We start from the raw sequence: 19,619 nt of genomic DNA, 5'->3' as shown, positions 1-19,619 counted from the left end.
CGGGCAGAGCTGATCGACGGCTGCCTCACCGAGACCGGATTACTCATGGGCGCCGGATGATCTACCGGCCCGCCACTGCGAGTTCAACCTCAGTGGTATCAGCGCGCTGAGCCCGGCCCCGAACTCCTCGGTGACATCACGGACCGGACCGTGGTGGAAATCGGCGCCGGATCAGGACGACAGGCCGCCTACCTCGCCCGCGCCCACCGGCCCGCCCGCGTGGTGGCCGTCGACCGCGACCCCGTCCAGCACGCTCGCGGTCGTGAACGCTTCGGGGACATCTCCCGCCTGGACCTGGTGCACGATGACGCAGCCACGTACATGGCCACGCATCCCGAGTCGTTCGACGTCGCGTACTGCGTCTTCGGCGCACTCGACTTCACCGCCCCCGGCGGGCTGCTGCCGGTGATCGCCGAAGGGCTGCGGTCCGGTGGACTGCTCGTCTTCTCCACCCTCGCGCACTACCGCAACGGCAGCGCCCCCGAGATGGAGCCACGGCCCGCCACGATCTCCACCCGACGGCCGGACGGTACGCCGGCCACCATGCTGCGTTGGGTTCTCGACATCCCGGTGTGGCACAAGCTCTGCGACCAGCACGGCTTCGACATCACGTGCACCGACGCCATCCGCGATCCGGGCAGCGCACACGAACCACCCATCACAACGAACGTGTTCCGTGCCGTACGACGAAGGGCAGTGTGAGAGGGCGAGCGAGCCTGATTCGTGTGCCAGGGGGCCGGCCGCAGGGGCAACGCTGCGCCACTCCGCCACGTGGACTGCCGCCACCCCGCTCACAGGGGGGCGATCAAGTCCCGCCTTCCTGGGCTCCGGTCCGGACCGGCTCGTCGCTCCCTCTCCGCCTGGCAGGTCCGACCCCCTCCCCGCCCGCGTCCCCGGCGCCGTCCGGCAGGCCCGGCCGCCGCGCCCCGGCACCATCACCTCCGACGGATAGAACTGCGCATACCACCGCCGCAACGCCCTGATCCCCTTCTCGTGCGGGAGCAGTACCGGGCGGGACTGGTGGATCTTGTGGTCCCAGATCTCGACCTCCTCCCGTACCTCGCTCAGGGCCTCCCTGCGGAAGACGAGTTTGAAGAGGGGGGTCAGGAAGCGGAGCCGGGGCGGGGTGCGTAGGTAGAAGAGGGTTCGGAGTTCGCTCGTGTGGTCGTCGACCGGGGTCGTGAGGGCGATCGCCGTCACCGACAGGAGCGGGCCGTGGGCGCGGACCACCATGATGCCCGGGCCGTACATGAACGCGTCGAAGGTGTTGTCGATTCCCAGGCCAGGACGCGTCGGGCGATTCTGCCGCGGGCCTCGGCGTACGGGCCGTCCTGGTGCCATTCCCGGACGGTGGGTTCGGGCTGGCCGTGGATGTAGTGGAAGTGGGACTCGTCGACGATGTTCTCGCGCATCTCCTGGATGTGGATGCGCGCCCGGCGGACGTCGTCGATGGGTGTGGTGAAGTCCCGGGACTCCGTCTCGGGGATCTCCGGTACCTCCCACGACTGCTCGCCCGGGCCGACGTACACGAGGACGAGCCCGCTGTGTTCGCGGACCGGGAAGCCGCCGACGGACACCTTAGGGGCGCGGGCGGCGAACGGGGCCTCCACGCAGCGCCCGTCCGTGCCGAACCGCCAGCCGTGGAACGGGCACTCCACCGTGCCGTCCACGACCTTCCCGCCGGCGCCCAGGTGAGCGCCGTAGTGGGGGCAGTGCGCGTCCCGGACCGCCGCCTGCCCGTCGCGTCCCCGGAAGGCGATGAGCGCCCGGCCGAAGTAGTGGAGGCTGACGACCTTGCCAGGGCGCAGCTCCGCGCTGCGGAGTACGGCGTACCAGCCGTACGGGACGATCGGCATCGGGTACTCGTCGGCTCGTGGGTCGCGACGGAGTGAGTCCAGGGTCGCGACCTTGTCATGACTACGCCATAAGCGCATGCGCCGATGCCAGCCGAGTTGGTCCGATGTGATCAGGGGGCGTATGGGATCAGGAGGTGTCCGTTCCGTTCGCGTGTTCCCGAACGCGTCCGTCCCTCCCGAATCACTGTCAACTCCCATACAAATAAGCTAAGTTGGGGGCTATCGGTAAATCTTGCGAAACCTCATAGCACTGAAGCATCAGGCACCCTCCTGACGGGAGATAGCAGCACGTGGACACCACCGGACCACGCACCGCCGAAAGCCTTGCCGCACGCTTCCATGACGTCGATTCCTCCGCCGTCCCCGAGGACTTCATCGCCTATCTGCGGAAGATGGAGGAGAGCGAGAGTGGCCGCGCGGTGCGGGAGGCCACCTATCGCGCCGTGGAGGCCGCCGAGAGCAGGGGAGCGGACATCGGGTGCGGCGCCGGACGCGCCGTCGCGGATCTCGTACGGCTCGGGAAGGACGCCGTGGGGGTCGACAGCAGTCAGGCCATGGTCGACGCGGCCCTGGCCCGGTTCCCGCACTGTCACGTTGTCAGGGGCAGCGCCTTCGAGTTGCCGTTCGAGGACGCTGAACTGTCGTGGTACCGGTCCGAGCGGACCTTCCTTCACTTCCCCGATCCCGCCGAGGCGCTGTCCGAGGCCCGCAGGGTGCTGAGGCCGGGCGGGACGATCGTTCTCGCGGACCCCGATCTCGCGTCGATGGTGGTGAGTTCGCGGATCCCGGAGACGACCGACGCGGTCAAGGACGCGTTCTGCTCGGCCGTCCCGAATCCCCACGCCGGCACCCACAACGCCTACCACCTCGCCGACGCCGGATTCACCGACATCTCCGTCGTTCCCGTCATGGCGAGCCTGAACGACCACGCGTCCGCGTTCGGCGTGGTGCTGGAGCCGACCCTGACGGCGGCTCTCACCCAGGGCGTCGTCAGCGAGGAGGCGGCGGCGCGGTGGAAGGACGACCTGGGCGATCTTTCCCGCCGGAACGCCTTCACCGCGACGGCGACCTTCTTCGTCACCACGGCCCGCCTGGCGTCGTAGGTCATAAGTCGTAGGTCGTAGGAGCCTGGTGGTCGGGCCGCCCGGGGACGAGTGAGTCTCCCGGGCGACCCGATCATCCTCCTCAGTCAGCTGAGCGCGGCCGAAGCCGTTCCCGGAGCAGGTTCTTGCGTACCTTGCCGGTCTCGTTGCGCGGCAGTTGGGGTAGGAGTTCCAGGCGGGACGGCTGGCACCATTCGCTCATGCCGAGCCCGTCGAGCCAGTCGCGCAGGCCGTCGAGGGTGGGCGTCCCCTCCCCCGGTACGACGACCGCGCAGGCGAGTTCGCCGCCGTGGCCGTCCGGGTAGCCGACCAGGGCGACGTCCCGTACGTCGGGGTGGTCCAGCAGCGCCGACTCGACGTCGCTGACCGGGATCATGATGACGCCGATCCGGTCCTCGGCGCGGCCGTGCAGCCGGATGCCGCCCTGGCCGTCCGGCGCCGCCAGGTCACCGGTGTCGTACCAGCCGTCGTCGTGCTCGGTGAGCACGGTCAGCCGGCCGTCGTCCCGGCCCCAGGTGGCCAGGCACAGCGAAGGGCTGCGGACGTAGAGACGCCCGGGTTGCTCGTCGCTGATCGGGTGGTCGGCCCGCAGGTCGATCTCGTGGCCCGGGGCACAGCGCCCGACGGTGCGGCCGGCCAGCTCCGGGTGCTCTCCGGCGCGGGTGAAGACGTTGGCGCCCTCCGTCATACCCCAGCCCACGTCCAGCGGGATTCCGAAGGTCTCGGTCACCCGCCTGAACAGTGGCTGCGGGACGATGGTGCCTCCCGCGCGGATGATCCGCACCGTGGGCAGTCGCTGCGACGTGCGTTCCATCGCGTCGATCAGGACGGAGAGGAAGACCGGGACGATGACCATCCAGCTGACCTGGGCCTGGGCCAGGAAGGGGATGACGGCCTCCGGCTCCCAGCGGTCCGTCACGACCGCGCAGGCCCCGCGGTGCAGCGGCATGAAGATGCCCATGTTGAGGCCGACGATGTGCGTCGCCGCGTTCGGTGAGTAGACGCGGCTGTCCGGGCCGATGCCGTCGGCGGCTGCCACGGGGGCGTACCAGGCGTACGAGGTGTTGAGGGTGTGCAGGACGGCCTTCGGCTCGCCGGAGGTACCGGAGGTGAACAGCACCAGGGAGACCCGGTCCGGGTCCACGACGGACGGATCCGGCAGGGTGCCGTGCTCCGTCTGCTCGAAGTACTCGCGGAAGTCGAGTTCGCCGTCCGTGGTCCGTTCGTCCCCGTCCGCGGTCCGCTCGCCGAGCACCACACGGTGGCGCAGTGTGGGCAGCCTGGGTGCCATCTCGGCCAGCGCCGCCGCGTGTTCGAAGTTGTCCCACCGATCGACGGTCACGCAGACGACGGCATCCAGCCGGCGGAGCATCCGCTCCAGCTCACGGGGGCGGAACGCGCACATGATCGGCGCCGCGACGGCCCCGAGCCGGGCGCAGGCCAGCACCAGCGGTCCGACCTGCCAGACGTTCGGCAACTGCATCGCGACGACCTGACCGCTGCGCACCCCCAGCGCGTGCAGCGCGCCGGCGAAGCGGTCCACGTACTCGGCGTACTGCGCGTAGCTCAGCTCCAGGGTGCCCCGGCCGACCTCCGACACGAGAAGGGCGGGGGCGTCGGGGGTCTCGGCACGCCACCGCGCCAGGTCGTCCAGGATGGTGCCGGGGCGCCAGTGGTCCTCCTTGCGGTACTGCTCCACGGTGGTGGCGGAGGGGCGCAAGGTGGTGATCGGGTTCACAGTCTTCACTTCCGGTAGGGTGAATTTTCTTGCTTTATGTCGTCTTTTATTCCGTCTATTTCGTTCCGTGAGTGGCCCTCAGTGCCCCAGTCCGGCGCCTCCGTCGACCGGGATCACGGCGCCGCGTACATATCCGGCACCGGCCAGGAACGCCACCGCGTCGGCGACCTCGTCGGGGTGGGCCGGCCGTCCGGCCGGGGTCTGCCGCAGCAGCTCCTGGCGCTGCTCCTCGGTGAGCGCACGGGTCATGTCCGTCTCGGTCAGGCCGGGCGCCACCACGTTGCAGGTGATGTCCCGGGGGCCGAGCTCCTGGGTCAGTGACCGTGCGAAGCCGACCAACCCCGCTTTCGCCGCCGCATAGTTGGTCTGTCCGGGGGCGCCGTGGAGGGCCGCCGTGGAGGAGATCAGCACGATACGTCCATGGCGTTCCCGGATCATTCCGCGCACCGCGCGCTGGGCGACGCGGAAGGCCCCGGTGAGGTTGGTGTCGATGACGGAGGTGAAGTCCGCCTCGCTCATCCGTACCAGCAGCCGGTCCTGGGTGGCGCCCGCGTTGGCGACCAGGACGGTGACCGGACCGTGGGCCGACTCGGCCTCCTTGAAGGCCTGGTCCACCTGCTGACTGTCCGTCACATCGCATTGCACGGAAAGAAACTTCTCGTCGCCGGGTGGTTTCTCACCACGGTAGGTCACCGTGACCAGGTCCCCGGCCGCCGCGAAGCGGCGTGCCACGGCCAGCCCGATCCCCCTGTTTCCCCCGGTCACCAGGACTGAGCGGGGCGTTGCCCTAGTCATCCTTCCTTCCCTCCATTGCTTCCCTTCCTGTCGTGCTCTGTCGTGCTGTTCTTCGCGCGGTCGCCGAATCCGCGCAGCGCCCGGTCGACCAGTGCGTCCGCCGCGCCCGTGTAGCGGGTCGGGTCGAGCAGGTCCGAGAGGTGGGCGGGGGTGAGTGCGGTCGCCAACTCCGGGTGCGCCAGGAGGATTTCGGTGAGGGAGCGGCCCGTTGCCGCCGACTCGGCCGAGGCTGTCGACAGCAGCTTCTTCGCGTGCGCCTTGCCGAGCACCGGGGCGAGTACGACCGCCAGCCGTTCGGTGACGATCGCCGCGCCCGTCAGGTCGAGGTTGGCCAGCATGCGCTCCGGGTGGACGATCAGGCCCTCCGCCAGCTCCACCGCCGTGTGCGCCGCACCGCCCGCCAGCCGCAGTGCCTCCCGGAGCGGCTGCCACTCGGCATGCCACGCCCCGGCCGGGCGCTCGTCCTCCGCCAGCAGACACTGGGCCAAAACCAGTGCGTACGCGGGCACTTGGTGGGACGCCGAGATGATGAGGGTGGCCAGCGCCGGGTTGCGTTTCTGCGGCATCGCCGACGAGGAGCCGCGTCCCGCCGCCGCCGGCTCGGACAGCTCGCCGATCTCCGTACGGGACAGCGTCCGCACATCCAGCGCGAACTTGCCGAGCGCCCCCGTGACCAGCTGAAGTACCGCGCCCAGTTCGGCGATCGGGGTACGTACGGTGTGCCACGGCAGCGTCGGCTCCGCCAGGCCGAGGGCCTTCGCGAACGGGGCCAGCAACTCGATTCCGCCGCCCTCGCCCGACCCGAGCGGCCCACCCGGCTCGGGCGAAACTCGCCCCTCGCCGTCCACGGCCGCGTACTCGCGGTACGCGGCCAACGTGCCTGCCGCGCCGCCCAGTTGGGCGGGCAGCTCATCGGCCACCGCCCGTACCCGGGTCAGGGAGTCCAGGACGAGCTGGAGCCAGGTCGCCGCTTTCAGACCGAGGGTGGTGGGTACCGCGTGCTGGGCCAGCGTGCGGGCCGCCAGGACGGTGTGGCGGTAGGTGTCCGCGAGCGCGGCCAGGGCGGTGGCCGTGCGTTCGAGATCGGCGGCGATCAGGGTGAGCACGCGGCGGGCGACCAGCATGGCCGCCGAGTCGAGGATGTCCTGGCTGGTCGAACCCCGGTGTACGTACTCGGCGGCGGCCGGGTCCTTCGCGGCGACCACCTCGGTGAAGGCGGCGACGAGGGCGACCACCGGATTGGCGGCGCCTCGGGCCGCGTGCGCCAAGGCGACCAGGTCCAGGTGGTCCGCGTGGGCCTGGGAGGCGATCGACGCCAGCGCTGAGGCCGGTGTCAGGCCGACCTCGAACTGGGCCTGGGTCAGGGCCACTTCCACGTCCAGCATCGCCTGGAGCCATGCCTCGTCGGTCACTTCGGCCGCTGCCGGCGTGCCCGCCCATGTGGGAGCGAGCAGCCCTGCGTCGGTACCGACGGACGAGAGCGCCCCCATCCTCCCGTTCATGCTCATCTTCTCCCCGCGCCAGATGTCCGATCAGTGGTCAACCCTTTCGGCCCCGGTCCCGTCTCCAGCCCCAGTATCGCCCGCGCTATCGCATCCGAGTCCTCCAGCGTCACCGAGCCCACGCCCGGTCTGATGCCTACCGCCGTCACCCAGCGAACGCCCTCCGTCGGCACCCCGAACGCGAACCGGCGAGGGTGCGCCCGCCCCGACACGTCCAGCAGGTGGGGCGCGCCCTCGGTCACCGCCATCCCGCCCGTCTCGTGCGCCTCGTGGCCGCCCGGCCGGTACGGGACGCACCCGCCCTCCGCCAGCAGCCCCCGCAGCAGCGGATCGGCGTTGCGCCGCAGGTCGATGTCGGGCAGCCGCGCCTCGACGAGCGCCCTCACCAGCACCGGCGACTCCGACACCCCTTCCGCGTCCACGAGGAAACCGGGCTCACGGGGATCGCCTTCGCGCGGATCGCCCTCACCGTCCGTCGGACGCACCCGCATCCCCGGGCCGACCACCTGAATCACGTCCGCCTCGATCAGCGCGATCAGCTGCTCGATCCGGAAGGCGGGTGGGCCGATCGACGTGAACGCGTTCAACGGCGTGTACCAGCCATCCAGTTCGGCCCGGTACGACTCTCCGGACACCCCTCCGTGGTCGACCACCAGCCGGACCTCGTTGCGCAGGTCCCGCAACGCGTCCAGCGCCGCCTTCAACGGGCCGTTCACATTGCCGAGGCGGGCGGCGACGACGTCCTGCCGCAGATATCCCAGCAGCCAGCGCCGGAATTCGGCGCGGTCCGTGAAGTGCCGGTCTCCGTACGGGTGTTCAACGCGCCGCCAGTCCCATCGCTCGTCCGGCGGCACGTCGTACCGGTCGAGGAGCGCCGACTCGTCGTCGCCGTGCGCGAGACGGGACCGTACGAACTCGGCTGCCGCCCGGGGGCCTTGGGCGGCCCGGAGCCACGCCTCGTAGTAGACGGTCTGCACCTCGCGGTCGATCAGGGGCCAGATGTCCGCACGGAAGCCGACGGGGTGTCGCCGCAGGCCGGCGATGACCTCCTGGGTCAGGAAGCGGGGGTGGTGGCGGCCCAGCGCGCCCTTCTCGTTCTCGCCGCGTGCGTGGTACGGCACTCCGCGTCGCGAACCGGCGTACAGCACCGGCTCGTTGCCGCTCGGGATGTACACGAGCCCGGCACCCCGGCCGTCCTCGTCGTGGCCCCGTTTGAACGTGCCGCCGCGGCCCTCGGTGAGCAGGGCGAGCTGGTCGAAGAAGTTCAGGCCGAGTCCGCGCAGGGCGACCGGGGTGCCGGGGCGGATTCCGCTCAGGTCGGCGTCGGCCGGGTTGGCGGGCCCCACGTAGGACACACCCGTACCCGTACCCGTACCTCTGTCTGTACTTGCGTGGCGGGCTGCGAAGGAGCGCAGGGCTTCTTCCTCCGGGCTCGGGGTCAACTGGCCGTGGCCCAGAGCCAGTACGACCGCGCCCAGGCCGGTGAGCGGTTCGCCGTCCGCCAGGGTCACCGACTGGGTGCCGTCCGGGTCGTCGGCCAGTGCGATCGCCCTCGTCCGGTGGGTGTGGACCGTGACCTCGGGCGGGGCGGTGCGTAACAGGCGCCCGAAGACCCACTCCAGGTAGTGGCCATGGAAGGCGCGGGTCGGATAGGTGTCCGGGCCGAGGCGGCGGGCCTCCGCCAGGACCGGGGCCGGGTACACCTCGGGTCCCGGTCCCGATCCCGTTGCCAGGGTGCGGGCCCACTCGTACAGGCTCGGGCCCGGTACCGACGGGCCCGCGCACGGCACGCTGTCGTCGGTGAACAGGGTCACCTGGGAGGCGACCGTGTTCATCAGAAGCTCGGACGGCTGGTCGGTGCGCCACACCGCGCCCGGGCCCGGCGGGTACGGGTCGACGAGATGGATGACGACTGGGCGGCCGGCCTCGCCCGCGTTGGCGCAGAGCCGCTCCAGTACCGAGAGCCCGCGCGGACCGGCGCCGACCACGCACACGACGACGGCATCGCGGGGGTGGCCGGGGGCGGCCGGCGTACCGGTCGCCCCCGAAGAGCCTGGTTCGGGTCCGGTCATTCCTCGCCCAGCCCGTGGCGCCAGCTCGGCCGCAGCGGCTTCCAGCCGAGTTCCTTACCCGCCCTGGCGTTCGACGCGCCGGCCGCCGCGGTGAGCTGGTGGGCCATGAACCAGCCGAGCAACCGGGGGGCCGACGCCGCGGGGATCGTGGGCGGCTCCGGGGCCTCCAGGGCCTGGGCGTAGTGGGGCAACCACTGGGCGGCCGGGGCCGGTTCGTCGTCAGTGATGTGGAAGACGCCGGTTGCCTCCGACTCCACGGCCGCAACCGCCGCGCCCACGGCGTCCTCCACATGCAGGAACGAGGTGACCCCGGTCCCGCCCTCGGGCAGCGGGACCTTGCCCGCCAGTACCCATTGCGCGGACGCGCCGGTACGGGCGTACGAGGTGCCGGGGCCGTACAGTGAGCCGTACCGCAGCACTGCGCCGCTCAACTCGGGTGAGGCGCCCAGGACTTGGGCCTCCAGGTCGGCGACCGCCCGTACGGTGGCCGCCCAGCCGGGGTCTGGGGCGTCCACCCACAGCGGCGCGTCCTCGTCGACGACCGGGTCTCCGGTCGGCGCGGAGGCGAAGGAGATGGACTGCGCGACCAGCCGCCGGGCACCGGCCGCGCGGGCCGCCGCGATCAGGTTGGCGGTGCCCTCGGTGCGCAGTCGCGCGGTCCGGGTGAAGGCCTCCGGGGGGTTGTCGAACATCTCGCGCAGCGCCGACATCTGGTGGACGACCACCTCGGGGCGTGCCTCCGGCACGGCGGCCAGCAGCGCTTCGCGGTCGAGCGCGTCGGCGACCACGATCGTGTCCGCCTCCGGAGCACGGGTCCGGGACTCCTCCCGTACCAGCGCGCTCACTTGGTGGCCCCGCGCCCGCAGCGCGCCCACCAGGGGATGGCCGACCACTCCGGTGGCACCCGCGACAAGTATCCGCATGTCGTTCAGTCCTCTTTGCTGTCGTCTTTGTTGTCGTCGTGAGCAAGGGGGTCGTGATGGAGAGGGGCGCGTACGCGCATCAGCAGGCGGCACGCCTTGTCGCCGTCGCGCAGGCACGACTCGGCGCGGTTCTCCGTCAGGGTGACGCCGAGGCCCTCGGACCAGCCCGCGTGGATGTCGGTGCACGGGCAGCGGTAGCCGTCCAGTGAACCGGCCATCCGCACCATGGTGACGGCGAAGCTGCGGCGGAGCGTGAGGACGATCAGACCGTCCCGCTCTGTCACCTCCTCGACCTCCGTGGACGCGTTGCGCAGCTCCGGCGGGAACATCCGGTCGCCGCAGTCGTCGTAGCGGCGGCGGAGCTCCTCCAGGTCCTTGCCGGTGTCGCCGGTGTCGGGGAGCGGGCCGCAGAGGCGGCCGACGCGCTGTCCGACGTGCGTCGCGACCTTGCGCAGCGCCTCGGCGTTCAGCTCGTTGGCGGCCTCCTGCCCGAACCGGCTCGCCACCGCCTGATACCAGTTCGCGTCGTGCTGCCACCACAGCCGGTACGCCTCGCTCGCCCGGGCACGGTGGTTGACGCCGTCACCCGCACCCGCCCCCGTGCTCATGGCTGCCCCTTGACGGCTGAGGCGACGGAGGCGGTGAAGCGGTCGCGCATCACTCGCTTGAGGACCTTGCCGGTGGCGCCCTTGGCGACGTCGTCGGGCCTCATGCGCAGGGCGCGGGTGACCGGGGGGAAACCGGCGGCCCTGAGGGCGGTGTTGACGCGGTCGGTCAACTCCGCGTCGGTGACACCCTGTTCGGCCGCCGCCTCGGCTCCCTCCTCGTCGGCGAGTTGGAGCAGCGCGTACGCATCCGCCACCCCGTCGCCGTCCCAGTCGGCCCGTACGCCGTCGTCGGCGACCCCGACGACCGTGCAGTCCGCCAGTTCGGGCAGTTCGCGCAGCAGGAGTTCCTCGGTGCGGGTGCTGAAGACGACGCCGGAGCTGGTACGGATGGTGTCCGGGGCGCGGTCGAGGTGGTAGAAGTTGCCGTCCTCGTCCTGGTGGGCGAGGTCGCCGGTGAGCCAGTAGCCGCCGAGCCGCATACGGTTCCAGGTCACCGAGTCGTTCCAGTAACCAGGCGTGAGAGTGGGGGACTTGAGGCCGAGGCGGCCGATCTCGCCGGGCGGCAGTGGGGTTCCGTCCTCGGCGAGTACGGCGGCCTCGGCGAAGCTGATCGGCCTGCCGACGCAGCGCGAGTACGCCGACGTGTCCTTGGTGTGCCGGTTGTGGAAGACGGAGTAGCCGGCCTCGGAGGAGCCGAGCCCGTCGACGAAGACCGAGCCCTCGACCCGGGTCCGCCGCAGGTCCTTGCCGATCGTCTGGTGGCTGCCGTGCCGCACGAGGGCCCGGATGTGCGCCTCGTGGGCCGCGTCCCCGGTGTTGAACCACACCTGCACGCTGGACAGGTCGCGGGTCGTCAGGTCCTCGGCGGCCATCTCGCCGAAGGTCCCGGCGAAGGCCAGCACGGTGGTGGGCCTGAACTCCTCGATGGCGTCCAGGACGTCGGTGCCGTGCTGGCTGGAGAGCAGCTTGATGTCCGTGCGCAGCAGGAGGCAGTACAGCAGCGTCGCCACCATCGCGTTGTGGGCGCCCGGCAGTCCGACGAGGGTGCGTTCCATGTCGGTTCCGGTGGAGTAGCGAAGGCGGTGCAGTTGCGCGTACATCAGGGTCTGGTGGGTGTGCGGAACTCCCTTTGGCATACCGGTGGTTCCGGACGAGTGCGAGATGAGCACCGGGTCTGTCGGGTCGTGACGGTACGGGTAGGAGGCCGGGAGCGAGGCGCGGTGTTCGGGGCGGATGTCGGCGGCGGTCGCGCAGAAGCCGAGCGCCGATCCGGGGCCCGCGAGTACGTCGTGGTGGGCGCGGTCCGTGAAGGCGCCCACGGCGCCCTGCCGTCGTACGTACTCCCGCGCGATGTCGGGCGGCAGGTTGCCGTTGACGAACGACGGGATCGCGCCGAGGGAGGTCAGCGCCAGGAAGTTCACCGCGAACTCGGCGCTGGAGTGGGAGTGGAGGGCGACGGGGTCGCGGGGACGCACACCCTGGGCGGTGTACCAGCCCGCGTATGTCTCGACGACCTCGCTCAGCTCCCCGAGGGTGAGCTGGGTGGGGCAACTGCCGTCGGGCGCCTGCCAGCTGCCGTCCACGCGGAGTACGACCTCGTCGCGTGGACGGTCGTACGCCGCCAGCCGCGCCAGGACGTTTCCGGCGCCCAGCGCGGGGTCGGAGCAGATCCGGGCCCGCTCCTGCCTACTGATGAGCATGGGTGTGGCTCTCCGTGTCGGTGTCGGTACGGTGGGCGGTGGCCAGTTCGAACAGGCTCTGGATGCTGCCGAGTTGGTCGGCAGCCCCGCTGGTGGAGTTGATCGGCACCTGTGCCCCGGCGACGGTGGCGGGGGTGTCGTGGTCGGCGCGGCCGAGCAGGAGCGCCGCCGCCAGGCCCGCCTTCGCGGGGAGGGACGGGACCGGACGCCCGCTGTCGGCGGCCAGTTCGCGGTGTACGGCGGCCACGCGTTCGCCGCCGCCGAGTTCCACGCCCAGCACGAGGACCCGGTCGAGCTCCGGGTCGTCGAGCAACACGTCGGCCATGGCCAGGAGTTCGGTGAGCGGGTCGGCGAGCGTGGAGAGGCTGAACATCTGGCCGGTGATGCCGAACTCCCGGCTCATGTGTCCCAGCACGGAGTTGGCGGTGGCCTGCATGAACAGCAGCGGGTTGTGGACCCGCCCGGACACCATGCGCGAGCTGGCCAGGTCGGCCGTGGTGGTGTCACCCGTCAGGCTCGCCAGCGCGACGGCCGTACGGTCGCCGTCCCCGGGGTGCGCGGTCAGACACCTCGCGGCGACCTCGTACGCCAGCGGACTGAACGCCGACTCCACGAAGCCCGGCAGCTTCGGCAGCGCGATGTCGTCGTCCCGGCCGGTGCCGTGGCTCGCGGTGGCGGCGGCGAGGACGGTGGGGGCGGTGGGGGAAGTGAGGGGGGAACGCGAGGCGGTTGTGTGGGTCGTTGTCACGGCCGCTCCAGGACGAGTGCGGTGTTGGCGCCCCCGAAGGCGGCGTTGACGGTGAGGGCCCGGAGGGGGTCGGTGGGGCGCGGTTCGTTCGGCACGTAGTCGAGGTCGCACTCCGGGTCGGGGCTGCCGAATCCGGCGGTCGGCGGGAGTACACCGTTCAGCAGGGCCAGCATCGTGATCACGAACTCCACGACGCCCGCGGCTTCCAGGAGGTGGCCGGTGGTGCTCTTCGTCGAGCTGACCGGTATCGACTCGGCGAACTTCGGAAAGGCGGCGCGCAGGCCCCGTGTCTCGGCGCCGTCGTTGTACTTGGTGCCGGTGCCATGGGCGTTGATGTAGTCGAGGGACGCCCCGTCCGGGTCCCCGGCCAGCCGCATCGCCCGCTGTACGGCGCGGGCGAGGCCGGCGCCCTCCGGGTGCGGCTGGGCGATGTGGTGGGCGTCGGTGGCGGCGCCCCAGCCGACGACGGAGGCGAGCGGCCGGGCTCCGCGGCGCCGGGCGTGCTCGGCGGACTCCAGTACGACGGCGGCGACCCCGTCGCCCAGCAGCAGCCCGCTGCGCTCGGCACAGAACGGCCGCACCATGCCGTCCCGCGCCAGCGCCCGCCCGGAGTCGAACTTCCCGAACGTCTCCTCCTCGACCAGATATCCACCCGCGCAGACGGCGACGTCGATCCGCCCCGAGGAGATCAGCCGACAGGCGTGAATGATCGCGGCGGCGGACGCGACACAGGCATTGGTGAAGGCAAGCCGGGTCCCGACCAGCCCCAGCCCGTCACCCAACAACTCGGCCAGCTGGGCAGGAACGGCGTCAGCGAGATGTGCCCCCATAGGGGCGCGGGGCTGTGACATTTGCGGCTTCGCCGCGTGGGCGCGACCCGCCACATCGGGCCCGCGCCCGATGTACGACAGCTCGCCCGGAGATGCCTCCACAGAACCCCCGGCGCCCCGCCAATACCGAGTAACGCTCCGATGATCCCCGGCAACACCCAACAGCACCGCCGCCTCCGCACCAGCCCCGAGCCCGGCCATGCCCAGCGCAGCGTCACCGCATCGCTGGAGCGCATCCCGCAGCGCCCACCCGTCGACCCCGTCGGGACTGTCGGGCCCAGCCGGATCGCTGGGCGCGACGGCGGCAACCGCCGTCCGGTACGGCCCCGTGTCGAACCGTGTCGTCGGCCGGAACGCGGGCACGCCCGCGAACACCCCGCGCCGCAGGGCCTCCGCGCCCACGCCGAACGCGGTCTGTACGCCGTATCCGGTCACCGTCACCGCACGCGCTTCGCGCACTTCGCGCACTTCACGCGTCATCCTGGGCGCCACCCTTCTGGGCGGAACGCAGGTATTCGGTGAGCCGGCCGAGCGAGGTCATCCCGGCGATGTCCTCGTCGGAGGGCTCGACGATCAGGCCGTACCGCTCCTCCACCACGTGGAGCAGCCACACCAACCCGAGGGAGTCCAGGACGAGTTCGGCGTCCTCGCCCAGGTCGTCGGGCAGGCCGGGGAAGACCTTGCGGTCGGAGAGCAGCTCCCGTACGGAGTCGGTGGTGATGTCCGTGGTGATGTGGTCGGTGCCGGTGGCACCCGTGCTCGTGCTCATGCCTTCGCACCCCGTCGGACGACCTCGGCGACGAGCCCGCCCAGGGTCAGCGTGGCCAGGGGCTCGATGTCGGTGTCGGGGATCTCGACACCGAACCGCGACTCGAGTCGCAGGGCGAGTTCGATCAGGCTCAGGGAGTCGACATCCAGCCCGCCGACGGTCACCGGGCTGTCGTCCGTGATGCCGTCGCGGCTGGTCAGGATGTTCATCTCGTCGATGACCGAGGTCAGGACGAACTCGCGGATCTCGTCTTCCAGGGTCGACGTGCTCATGTTCAGTATCTCCAGAGAGGGGGGAGTCGAGCGCCCTTTAGGGGCGCGGGGCTGTGAAATGTGCGGCTCCGCCACGTGGGCGCGACAAGCCACATCCGGCCTGCGGACAACAGCCGGCCGGATGCCCCGCCTTACCCAGCGGAGCGCAGTGTCGCGGCCTGCCGTACCAACTTCCCGTTGGACGTGCGCGGCAGCGCGTCCAACAGCCGTACGACGCGCGGCACTTTGTAGTCGGCCAGCCGTTCGCGGCACCATCGCGACAACTCCTCGGCGGACGGCCGTTCCGAGCCCGCGCGCACCGCGACGTACGCCTCGGTCACGTCCTCGTGGACCAGGACCGCCTGTTCGACGGCCGGGTGTTCGCGGAGTACGTTCTCCACCTCGGTGAGGTCCACCTTGAGGCCGCCGATGACGACGAGGGAGTCCGCGCGGCCCTGCACGTGCACCGCGCCGGTGGCGTCCAGCGTGGCCCGGTCCCGGGTGTGCAGCCAGCCGTCGGTGTACTGGGTGCCGCCCGAGTCGAAGAGGTACGGCGACTCGTCGAGGGCGACGTCCAGTTCGCCCCGGTCGACGCGGACGACGACACCGGGCGCCGCCCGGCCGACCGAGGGGCGCAGGGTGCCGCCGACGTCGATGGCGACGATGCCGGTCTCCGTGGTCCCGTAGGCCTCGCCGACCCCGACGCCGTACCGCTGCGCGAAGGCGGCGGCGACCTGCGGGGGCATGATCTCGCCGCCCGAGACCGCGATCCGCAGGTCGGGGAGGGCCGGGGGATCGGTGGCGGCGGTGAGGAGTTCGTAGTGGGTCGGTACGCCGAACACGGCGGTGACCCGGTGTTCCTGTGCGGTCCGCAGGATGTCGCGGGCGGAGACGCGGGGCGCGAAGACGACGGAGACTCCGGCGGCCAGGGAGTGCAGCAGGCCGCCGATCAGGCCGAAACTGTGCGCCGTCGAGCTGAGCAGCAGCAGCCGGTCGCCCTCGGCCGGCATGCCGGGGACCCTGGCGAACCTGTCGACCTCGGTGGCGAGCGACCGGGCGGTCCTGCCGATGACTTTCGGCCGTCCGGTGGAGCCGGAGCTGAACTGGACGAGGCGGTGCCCGGTGGTGGCGGACAGGCCGGATCTTCGCCGCTCGGTGACGACCTCGTACTCGGACCGGAAACCGAACGTGGCCCGGACGTTGGAGCCGGCGCTGACCATGAACTGCGGTCGGCAGGAACCGCAGAGCGCGTCCACCTCCGGCGGCTTGAGCCGGAAGTCGAAGAGCAGCACCTGGGCGCCGAGCTGCCACAAAGCGAGCAGTACTTCAAGCTGTGTGAAGCTGGGCGGGGTCCGTAGTCCCACGGTGGAGCCCGGCCCGATGCCGTACCCGGCGAAGACGGCGGCCTGCTTGGCCACGCGCTCCTGTAAATCGCTGCGGGTGAGCGTCTCCTGTTGGTGCGTCAGATAGGGCAGGCGGTCGTCGTGCGCGTCGAACAGCCGCCGCACCAGATCGGCGAGGTCTGAGTCGAGTTCGCCCATCGGACCTCAGACCTCCTTGCAGAACTCGCCGATGGGCAGCCCCACATGGCGCTTGTCGGCGGCCAGATAGCCGAGCAACTCGTCGCCCGTCCGCAGCTCGGTGACGTTGAGGACCTTCCCGCCGGGGCCGAGCACCCGTACGTGCCAGTCGTCCTGCACGGTCAGGCTGACCAGCCGGCCGTCCTCGGCGTGGGTGCGGATCTCCAGGAGCGGCCTGGACTCGAGCTTCGCCCGGCCGACCACGACCCGCCGGGTGCGCCCGTCGGCGCCGACCGCGAGCAGCGCGCTGCCCGAGCCGACCTCGCTGAGGTAGTTGGTGCGGTTGTCGGGGCCGAGAGTGTACGAATGCAGGGCGCCCGCGTTGACCCTGAACGGCCTGGTCGGCATGTAGGGCAGGGGGTGGGTCTCGCTGCAGCACAGCACGAACCCGGAGGAGTAGGAGCCGACGAGGATGCCCTCGTCCTCCTCGAAGTGCGAGCAGGTGTCCACGCAGACCCGGTCGCCCAGTCCGACGTGCCGGATGCTCTCCACGGTGAGGGTGGACAGCTCGAGCTGGGGCGTCGTCGCCTCCAGCAGGCGGGCCAGCGCGAAGACTTCGCCGGCGCTGCGCGGTGTGAACAGGATGCCGTCCGAGCCGCGCTCCAGCACGTCGAAGACGATGGACGCCTCCTCCAGGCCGTCGACGACCGTCACGAGCTTGCCCTCGGCGGACTCGGCCGCGGCGAGCACGATCTCCAGCGGGATCTTGGTCGGGTCGGCGAAGTGGATGACCGTGTAGGGCAGCACCATGGCGCCCGCGTACGACAGTCGGAGAGTGCGGTCGTCCCGTACGTCGATGAACCCGGAGACGGGAGTGCCACCAGCGGTGGCGCCCGCGCGGTGGCCGGCGGCGAGGGCGTCCAGCTCTTCCTGGGTGGAGAACTTCCGCAGGAGTACGTCGACTCCGGTGCCGGAGGGGGAAGCGCCGATCCCGGAGGGGGACTTGGCGTCCTTCTCCGGGGCCTTGCCCTCCTTGTCGCCGGACTTCTTGGCGGTGGCCAGTGCCGTATCCGGAGTCGGCGCCGGAACCGGTCTCTTGCCTCCGGCGACCAGGACCCGGGTGACGGTCGGGGGCAGGGTGCCGAGCAGTTCGGCGTCGGAGGCCACGACTCCGGCCATCCGCGCGTGGATTGCCGCGTCCACCACCGCCTGGAGCTGCGGACGGGGAACCTCACGCAGGTCGATCCATGCGAACCTCATGCCACTCCTGCCACGATCGTCGAGTAATTGGCCATACGCATGCCGTCGGCGATGCCGACGCCGTTGTTGCCGTCGCTGTCGCCGTGGACGACCGCCGAGAGGCGTGCCACCAGGGCGGCGGGCGTGGGGGAGGAGAAGATCCGCCTGCCGACGGCCAGCCCTCGGCAGCCGCTGGCCATCACGGCGGCGCCGTACTCGACGAGGTCGGAGCCGTCCGGTGGGCCACCGGCGGCGAGGACGGGTATGGGGCTGCCCGCCACCACCTCCGCCATCCGGTCGATCGGCAGGGCGACCGATGTCTTCACCATGTCCGCGCCCAGGTCGGCGGCGACGTTCGCCAGGTGTGCGAGAAGGGCGGGGTCGCGCGGGTCCTCGATCCGGGGGCCGCGCGGATACACCATCGCGATGAGGGGCATGCCCCACGCGTCGCAGGAACGGGCCACCGCTCCGAGGTCGGCCAACTGCTGGGCCTCGGTGTCGGATCCGATGTTCACATGGACGCTGACCGCGTCCGCGCCGAGAGCCAGCGCCTCCTCGACATCGGCGACCAGCACCTTGGCGTGCACATCGGCGGAGCAGGCGGTGCTGGCGCTCAGGTGCACCACCAGCGCGCAGCTCCTTAGGATGTCCGGCGCGAAGGAGCGGGCGCGTCCCTTGTGGACGATGATCCCGTCGGCGCCGCCGGCCACCAGAGCGCGCAGCAGGTCGTCCCACTTGTCGGCGGGGACGATCGGACCGTCCGAGACGCTGTGGTCGAGTGGGACGAACAGATGTCGGTCGTCACCCGCGAGCGAAAGCCTTCTCAAGCGTAATTGCTTGCCCGTTCTCAGCATGGGAATTGCGATTCTCCGTGTCCGAAAATCGATGGTTGTAGAACTTTCAAGTTAAGCGGTCATGAGCATTCTCGCGTGGCTGCCCGTTGGCAAGGTGTGGCGATCAGGAAATTTTTATACGACTCAAGGCATATTTATTGATAGCAGATCGACAGGTCACACGGGGTTGACTCCGCCTGGACGTACTGTTCGCGCGATCTATGCGCGTTGAGGCGTTGTGCCCTGCCTGCGAATGCGGCGCTTGTGGAATTTGAATTTCGAGGATTAGGGGGATTAGGGTGACCCGCTCCGGTCCCAATGCCACTTACCTTAAGTTGATCATGGTTGTGGCATCGGGTGGAGCCTGACGGTCGTGGGGCGGTAGGAACTCCCGTAGTGGTGGGGTCGTTTGACGGGGAAGCTGCTGCGGCGGGGCTTCTTGACGACGCGTGGGTAGCTGCGCGGGCGTCGGGGGCGGTGCAGGTTGCGGGGCTTGACGAGTTCGGCGTCGAGCCGGGCGCGCTCGGCTTGGACGCGCTCGTGCTGGTCATCCCTGAAGGAGCGGGACCGGTCAAGGTCTTTGTCCGGTGGTGTTGTGCTGGTTCTGGCCGGGTGGGGGGCGTGCGTGATCGAGGCGCCGGGAGTGCGTGCCGATCGTGCCACGCGGCAGAGGGGACTCCGGTGGGCCTTCAGGTTGTCCTGGTCCGCCAAGCGCGCCCAGGACCGCCGGGCTCGACGGGGCACCCTGTGCGGCGCATGGCGCCAAATTCCGCTTCGTTTTCAGCTGATTTGTGCGACTTCACGCGCCACTCGCGGATACTCGCGCCTCTCGCGTGTCGCGTTTCTGTAGAGGCCAGAGGGAGCAATCGCTGATATCAACTCCCCTTTGGGCGAAACACTCTTAACGGAATGAGACGGGCAATATGGACTTCCCTCGCACCCCGCCAATCACGCCAGCCCCTCAAGTCTCCCAAGTGCCGCTCCACCACAGGGACTTGTTGGGATGAAACAGGCTCAGCCGATGAAAACGACCTCTCAGAGGGCGTTTACGTAGGTTCATTCCGAAAGGCGGCTTTCAATGTTGCCCCGGTTTGCTTCACTTCAGGTTCTATGCGAACTTCGTGGACCGTTG

General features: G+C 70.5%; 18 protein-coding genes and 1 pseudogene. 2 read left to right on the top strand and 17 right to left on the bottom strand.

The features are described from left to right. The first annotated feature begins 75 nt into the window (after nt 1-75). Nucleotides 76-702: a class I SAM-dependent methyltransferase gene (locus ACWD3C_RS45170; protein ID WP_451154070.1), complete on the top strand. Its 627-nt coding sequence runs from the start codon at nt 76-78 to the stop codon at nt 700-702. Nucleotides 703-1,008: 306 nt separating this feature from the next. On the opposite strand, the pseudogene ACWD3C_RS45165 reads toward ACWD3C_RS45170, so the two are convergent. Continuing rightward, a pseudogene (locus ACWD3C_RS45165) lies at nt 1,009-1,233 on the bottom strand (Rieske 2Fe-2S domain-containing protein); the annotation flags it as partial. Then, entirely contained in the window at nt 1,197-1,856 is a 660-nt protein-coding gene (locus ACWD3C_RS45160; protein WP_451154068.1) for a Rieske 2Fe-2S domain-containing protein, read from the bottom strand. The gene ACWD3C_RS45160 and the pseudogene ACWD3C_RS45165, both read right to left, overlap by 37 nt. Before the next feature lie 290 nt (nt 1,857-2,146). Between ACWD3C_RS45160 and ACWD3C_RS45155 the strand changes: the two genes are divergently transcribed. Continuing rightward, nucleotides 2,147-2,959: a methyltransferase domain-containing protein gene (locus ACWD3C_RS45155; RefSeq protein WP_451154066.1), complete on the top strand. Its 813-nt coding sequence runs from the start codon at nt 2,147-2,149 to the stop codon at nt 2,957-2,959. A gap of 82 nt (nt 2,960-3,041) precedes the next feature. Here ACWD3C_RS45155 and ACWD3C_RS45150 read toward each other — a convergent pair whose 3' ends face one another. The 15 genes from ACWD3C_RS45150 to ACWD3C_RS45080 form a co-directional block, all read right to left on the bottom strand. Beyond that, nucleotides 3,042-4,706 carry an AMP-binding protein gene (locus ACWD3C_RS45150; protein ID WP_451154064.1) on the bottom strand — a complete coding sequence of 555 codons (1,665 nt, stop codon included), beginning with the start codon at nt 4,704-4,706 and terminating at the stop codon, nt 3,042-3,044. A gap of 69 nt (nt 4,707-4,775) precedes the next feature. Next, nucleotides 4,776-5,492 (bottom strand): 3-oxoacyl-ACP reductase FabG, encoded by a 717-nt coding sequence (fabG, locus tag ACWD3C_RS45145; RefSeq protein ID WP_451154062.1) that lies wholly within the window; start codon nt 5,490-5,492, stop codon nt 4,776-4,778. Then, on the bottom strand, nt 5,489-7,000 hold the full coding sequence (locus ACWD3C_RS45140) for a class-II fumarase/aspartase family protein (protein ID WP_451154060.1): 1,512 nt from the start codon (nt 6,998-7,000) through the stop codon (nt 5,489-5,491). Before ACWD3C_RS45140 ends, fabG begins: the two co-directional genes overlap by 4 nt. Continuing rightward, complete coding sequence (locus ACWD3C_RS45135; protein ID WP_451154058.1) at nt 6,997-9,066, bottom strand: FAD/NAD(P)-binding protein; 2,070 nt, start codon at nt 9,064-9,066, stop codon at nt 6,997-6,999. Before ACWD3C_RS45135 ends, ACWD3C_RS45140 begins: the two co-directional genes overlap by 4 nt. Next, nucleotides 9,063-9,989, bottom strand: a complete 927-nt coding sequence (locus tag ACWD3C_RS45130) for an NAD-dependent epimerase/dehydratase family protein (protein WP_451154056.1) — start codon at nt 9,987-9,989, stop codon at nt 9,063-9,065. Before ACWD3C_RS45130 ends, ACWD3C_RS45135 begins: the two co-directional genes overlap by 4 nt. 5 nt (nt 9,990-9,994) lie before the next feature. Further along, complete coding sequence (locus tag ACWD3C_RS45125; RefSeq protein WP_451154054.1) at nt 9,995-10,597, bottom strand: hypothetical protein; 603 nt, start codon at nt 10,595-10,597, stop codon at nt 9,995-9,997. Beyond that, the gene (locus tag ACWD3C_RS45120; RefSeq protein ID WP_451154052.1) at nt 10,594-12,297 is read right to left on the bottom strand and encodes a class I adenylate-forming enzyme family protein; all 1,704 of its coding nucleotides are present in this window, start codon (nt 12,295-12,297) and stop codon (nt 10,594-10,596) included. Before ACWD3C_RS45120 ends, ACWD3C_RS45125 begins: the two co-directional genes overlap by 4 nt. Beyond that, nucleotides 12,284-13,045, bottom strand: coding sequence for a hypothetical protein (locus tag ACWD3C_RS45115; RefSeq protein WP_451154050.1), 762 nt, complete (start codon nt 13,043-13,045; stop codon nt 12,284-12,286). Before ACWD3C_RS45115 ends, ACWD3C_RS45120 begins: the two co-directional genes overlap by 14 nt. Further along, nucleotides 13,042-14,355, bottom strand: coding sequence for a beta-ketoacyl-[acyl-carrier-protein] synthase family protein (locus tag ACWD3C_RS45110; RefSeq protein WP_451154048.1), 1,314 nt, complete (start codon nt 14,353-14,355; stop codon nt 13,042-13,044). Before ACWD3C_RS45110 ends, ACWD3C_RS45115 begins: the two co-directional genes overlap by 4 nt. Beyond that, complete coding sequence (locus tag ACWD3C_RS45105; protein ID WP_451154046.1) at nt 14,345-14,644, bottom strand: acyl carrier protein; 300 nt, start codon at nt 14,642-14,644, stop codon at nt 14,345-14,347. The genes ACWD3C_RS45110 and ACWD3C_RS45105 overlap by 11 nt, the downstream gene beginning before the upstream one ends. Continuing rightward, nucleotides 14,641-14,916: an acyl carrier protein gene (locus ACWD3C_RS45100; protein ID WP_451154044.1), complete on the bottom strand. Its 276-nt coding sequence runs from the start codon at nt 14,914-14,916 to the stop codon at nt 14,641-14,643. The genes ACWD3C_RS45105 and ACWD3C_RS45100 overlap by 4 nt, the downstream gene beginning before the upstream one ends. Before the next feature lie 131 nt (nt 14,917-15,047). Beyond that, nucleotides 15,048-16,436 carry a class I adenylate-forming enzyme family protein gene (locus ACWD3C_RS45095; RefSeq protein WP_451154042.1) on the bottom strand — a complete coding sequence of 463 codons (1,389 nt, stop codon included), beginning with the start codon at nt 16,434-16,436 and terminating at the stop codon, nt 15,048-15,050. Nucleotides 16,437-16,442: 6 nt separating this feature from the next. Beyond that, on the bottom strand, nt 16,443-17,675 hold the full coding sequence (locus ACWD3C_RS45090; RefSeq protein ID WP_451154040.1) for a 3-dehydroquinate synthase II family protein: 1,233 nt from the start codon (nt 17,673-17,675) through the stop codon (nt 16,443-16,445). Further along, entirely contained in the window at nt 17,672-18,508 is an 837-nt protein-coding gene (locus ACWD3C_RS45085) for a 2-amino-3,7-dideoxy-D-threo-hept-6-ulosonate synthase (protein ID WP_451154038.1), read from the bottom strand. Before ACWD3C_RS45085 ends, ACWD3C_RS45090 begins: the two co-directional genes overlap by 4 nt. A gap of 318 nt (nt 18,509-18,826) precedes the next feature. Next, nucleotides 18,827-19,150, bottom strand: a complete 324-nt coding sequence (locus ACWD3C_RS45080) for a hypothetical protein (protein ID WP_451154036.1) — start codon at nt 19,148-19,150, stop codon at nt 18,827-18,829. Nucleotides 19,151-19,619: the final 469 nt, after the last annotated feature.

The organism is Streptomyces sp. NPDC002845 (genome assembly GCF_053591955.1).
This window is presented reverse-complemented; position numbering and strand designations above follow the sequence as displayed.

Excerpts from the sequence above, each read along its gene's own strand:
- ACWD3C_RS45160 (WP_451154068.1), bottom strand. The coding sequence starts at position 1,856 with ATGCCGATCGTCCCGTACGGCTGGTACGCCGTACTCCGCAGCGCGGAG.
- fabG (WP_451154062.1), bottom strand. The coding sequence starts at position 5,492 with ATGACTAGGGCAACGCCCCGCTCAGTCCTGGTGACCGGGGGAAACAGG.
- ACWD3C_RS45140 (WP_451154060.1), bottom strand. The coding sequence starts at position 7,000 with ATGAGCATGAACGGGAGGATGGGGGCGCTCTCGTCCGTCGGTACCGAC.
- ACWD3C_RS45135 (WP_451154058.1), bottom strand. The coding sequence starts at position 9,066 with ATGACCGGACCCGAACCAGGCTCTTCGGGGGCGACCGGTACGCCGGCC.
- ACWD3C_RS45130 (WP_451154056.1), bottom strand. The coding sequence starts at position 9,989 with ATGCGGATACTTGTCGCGGGTGCCACCGGAGTGGTCGGCCATCCCCTG.
- ACWD3C_RS45125 (WP_451154054.1), bottom strand. The coding sequence starts at position 10,597 with ATGAGCACGGGGGCGGGTGCGGGTGACGGCGTCAACCACCGTGCCCGG.
- ACWD3C_RS45120 (WP_451154052.1), bottom strand. The coding sequence starts at position 12,297 with ATGCTCATCAGTAGGCAGGAGCGGGCCCGGATCTGCTCCGACCCCGCG.
- ACWD3C_RS45110 (WP_451154048.1), bottom strand. The coding sequence starts at position 14,355 with ATGACGCGTGAAGTGCGCGAAGTGCGCGAAGCGCGTGCGGTGACGGTG.
- ACWD3C_RS45105 (WP_451154046.1), bottom strand. The coding sequence starts at position 14,644 with ATGAGCACGAGCACGGGTGCCACCGGCACCGACCACATCACCACGGAC.
- ACWD3C_RS45100 (WP_451154044.1), bottom strand. The coding sequence starts at position 14,916 with ATGAGCACGTCGACCCTGGAAGACGAGATCCGCGAGTTCGTCCTGACC.
- ACWD3C_RS45095 (WP_451154042.1), bottom strand. The coding sequence starts at position 16,436 with ATGGGCGAACTCGACTCAGACCTCGCCGATCTGGTGCGGCGGCTGTTC.
- ACWD3C_RS45090 (WP_451154040.1), bottom strand. The coding sequence starts at position 17,675 with ATGAGGTTCGCATGGATCGACCTGCGTGAGGTTCCCCGTCCGCAGCTC.
- ACWD3C_RS45085 (WP_451154038.1), bottom strand. The coding sequence starts at position 18,508 with ATGCTGAGAACGGGCAAGCAATTACGCTTGAGAAGGCTTTCGCTCGCG.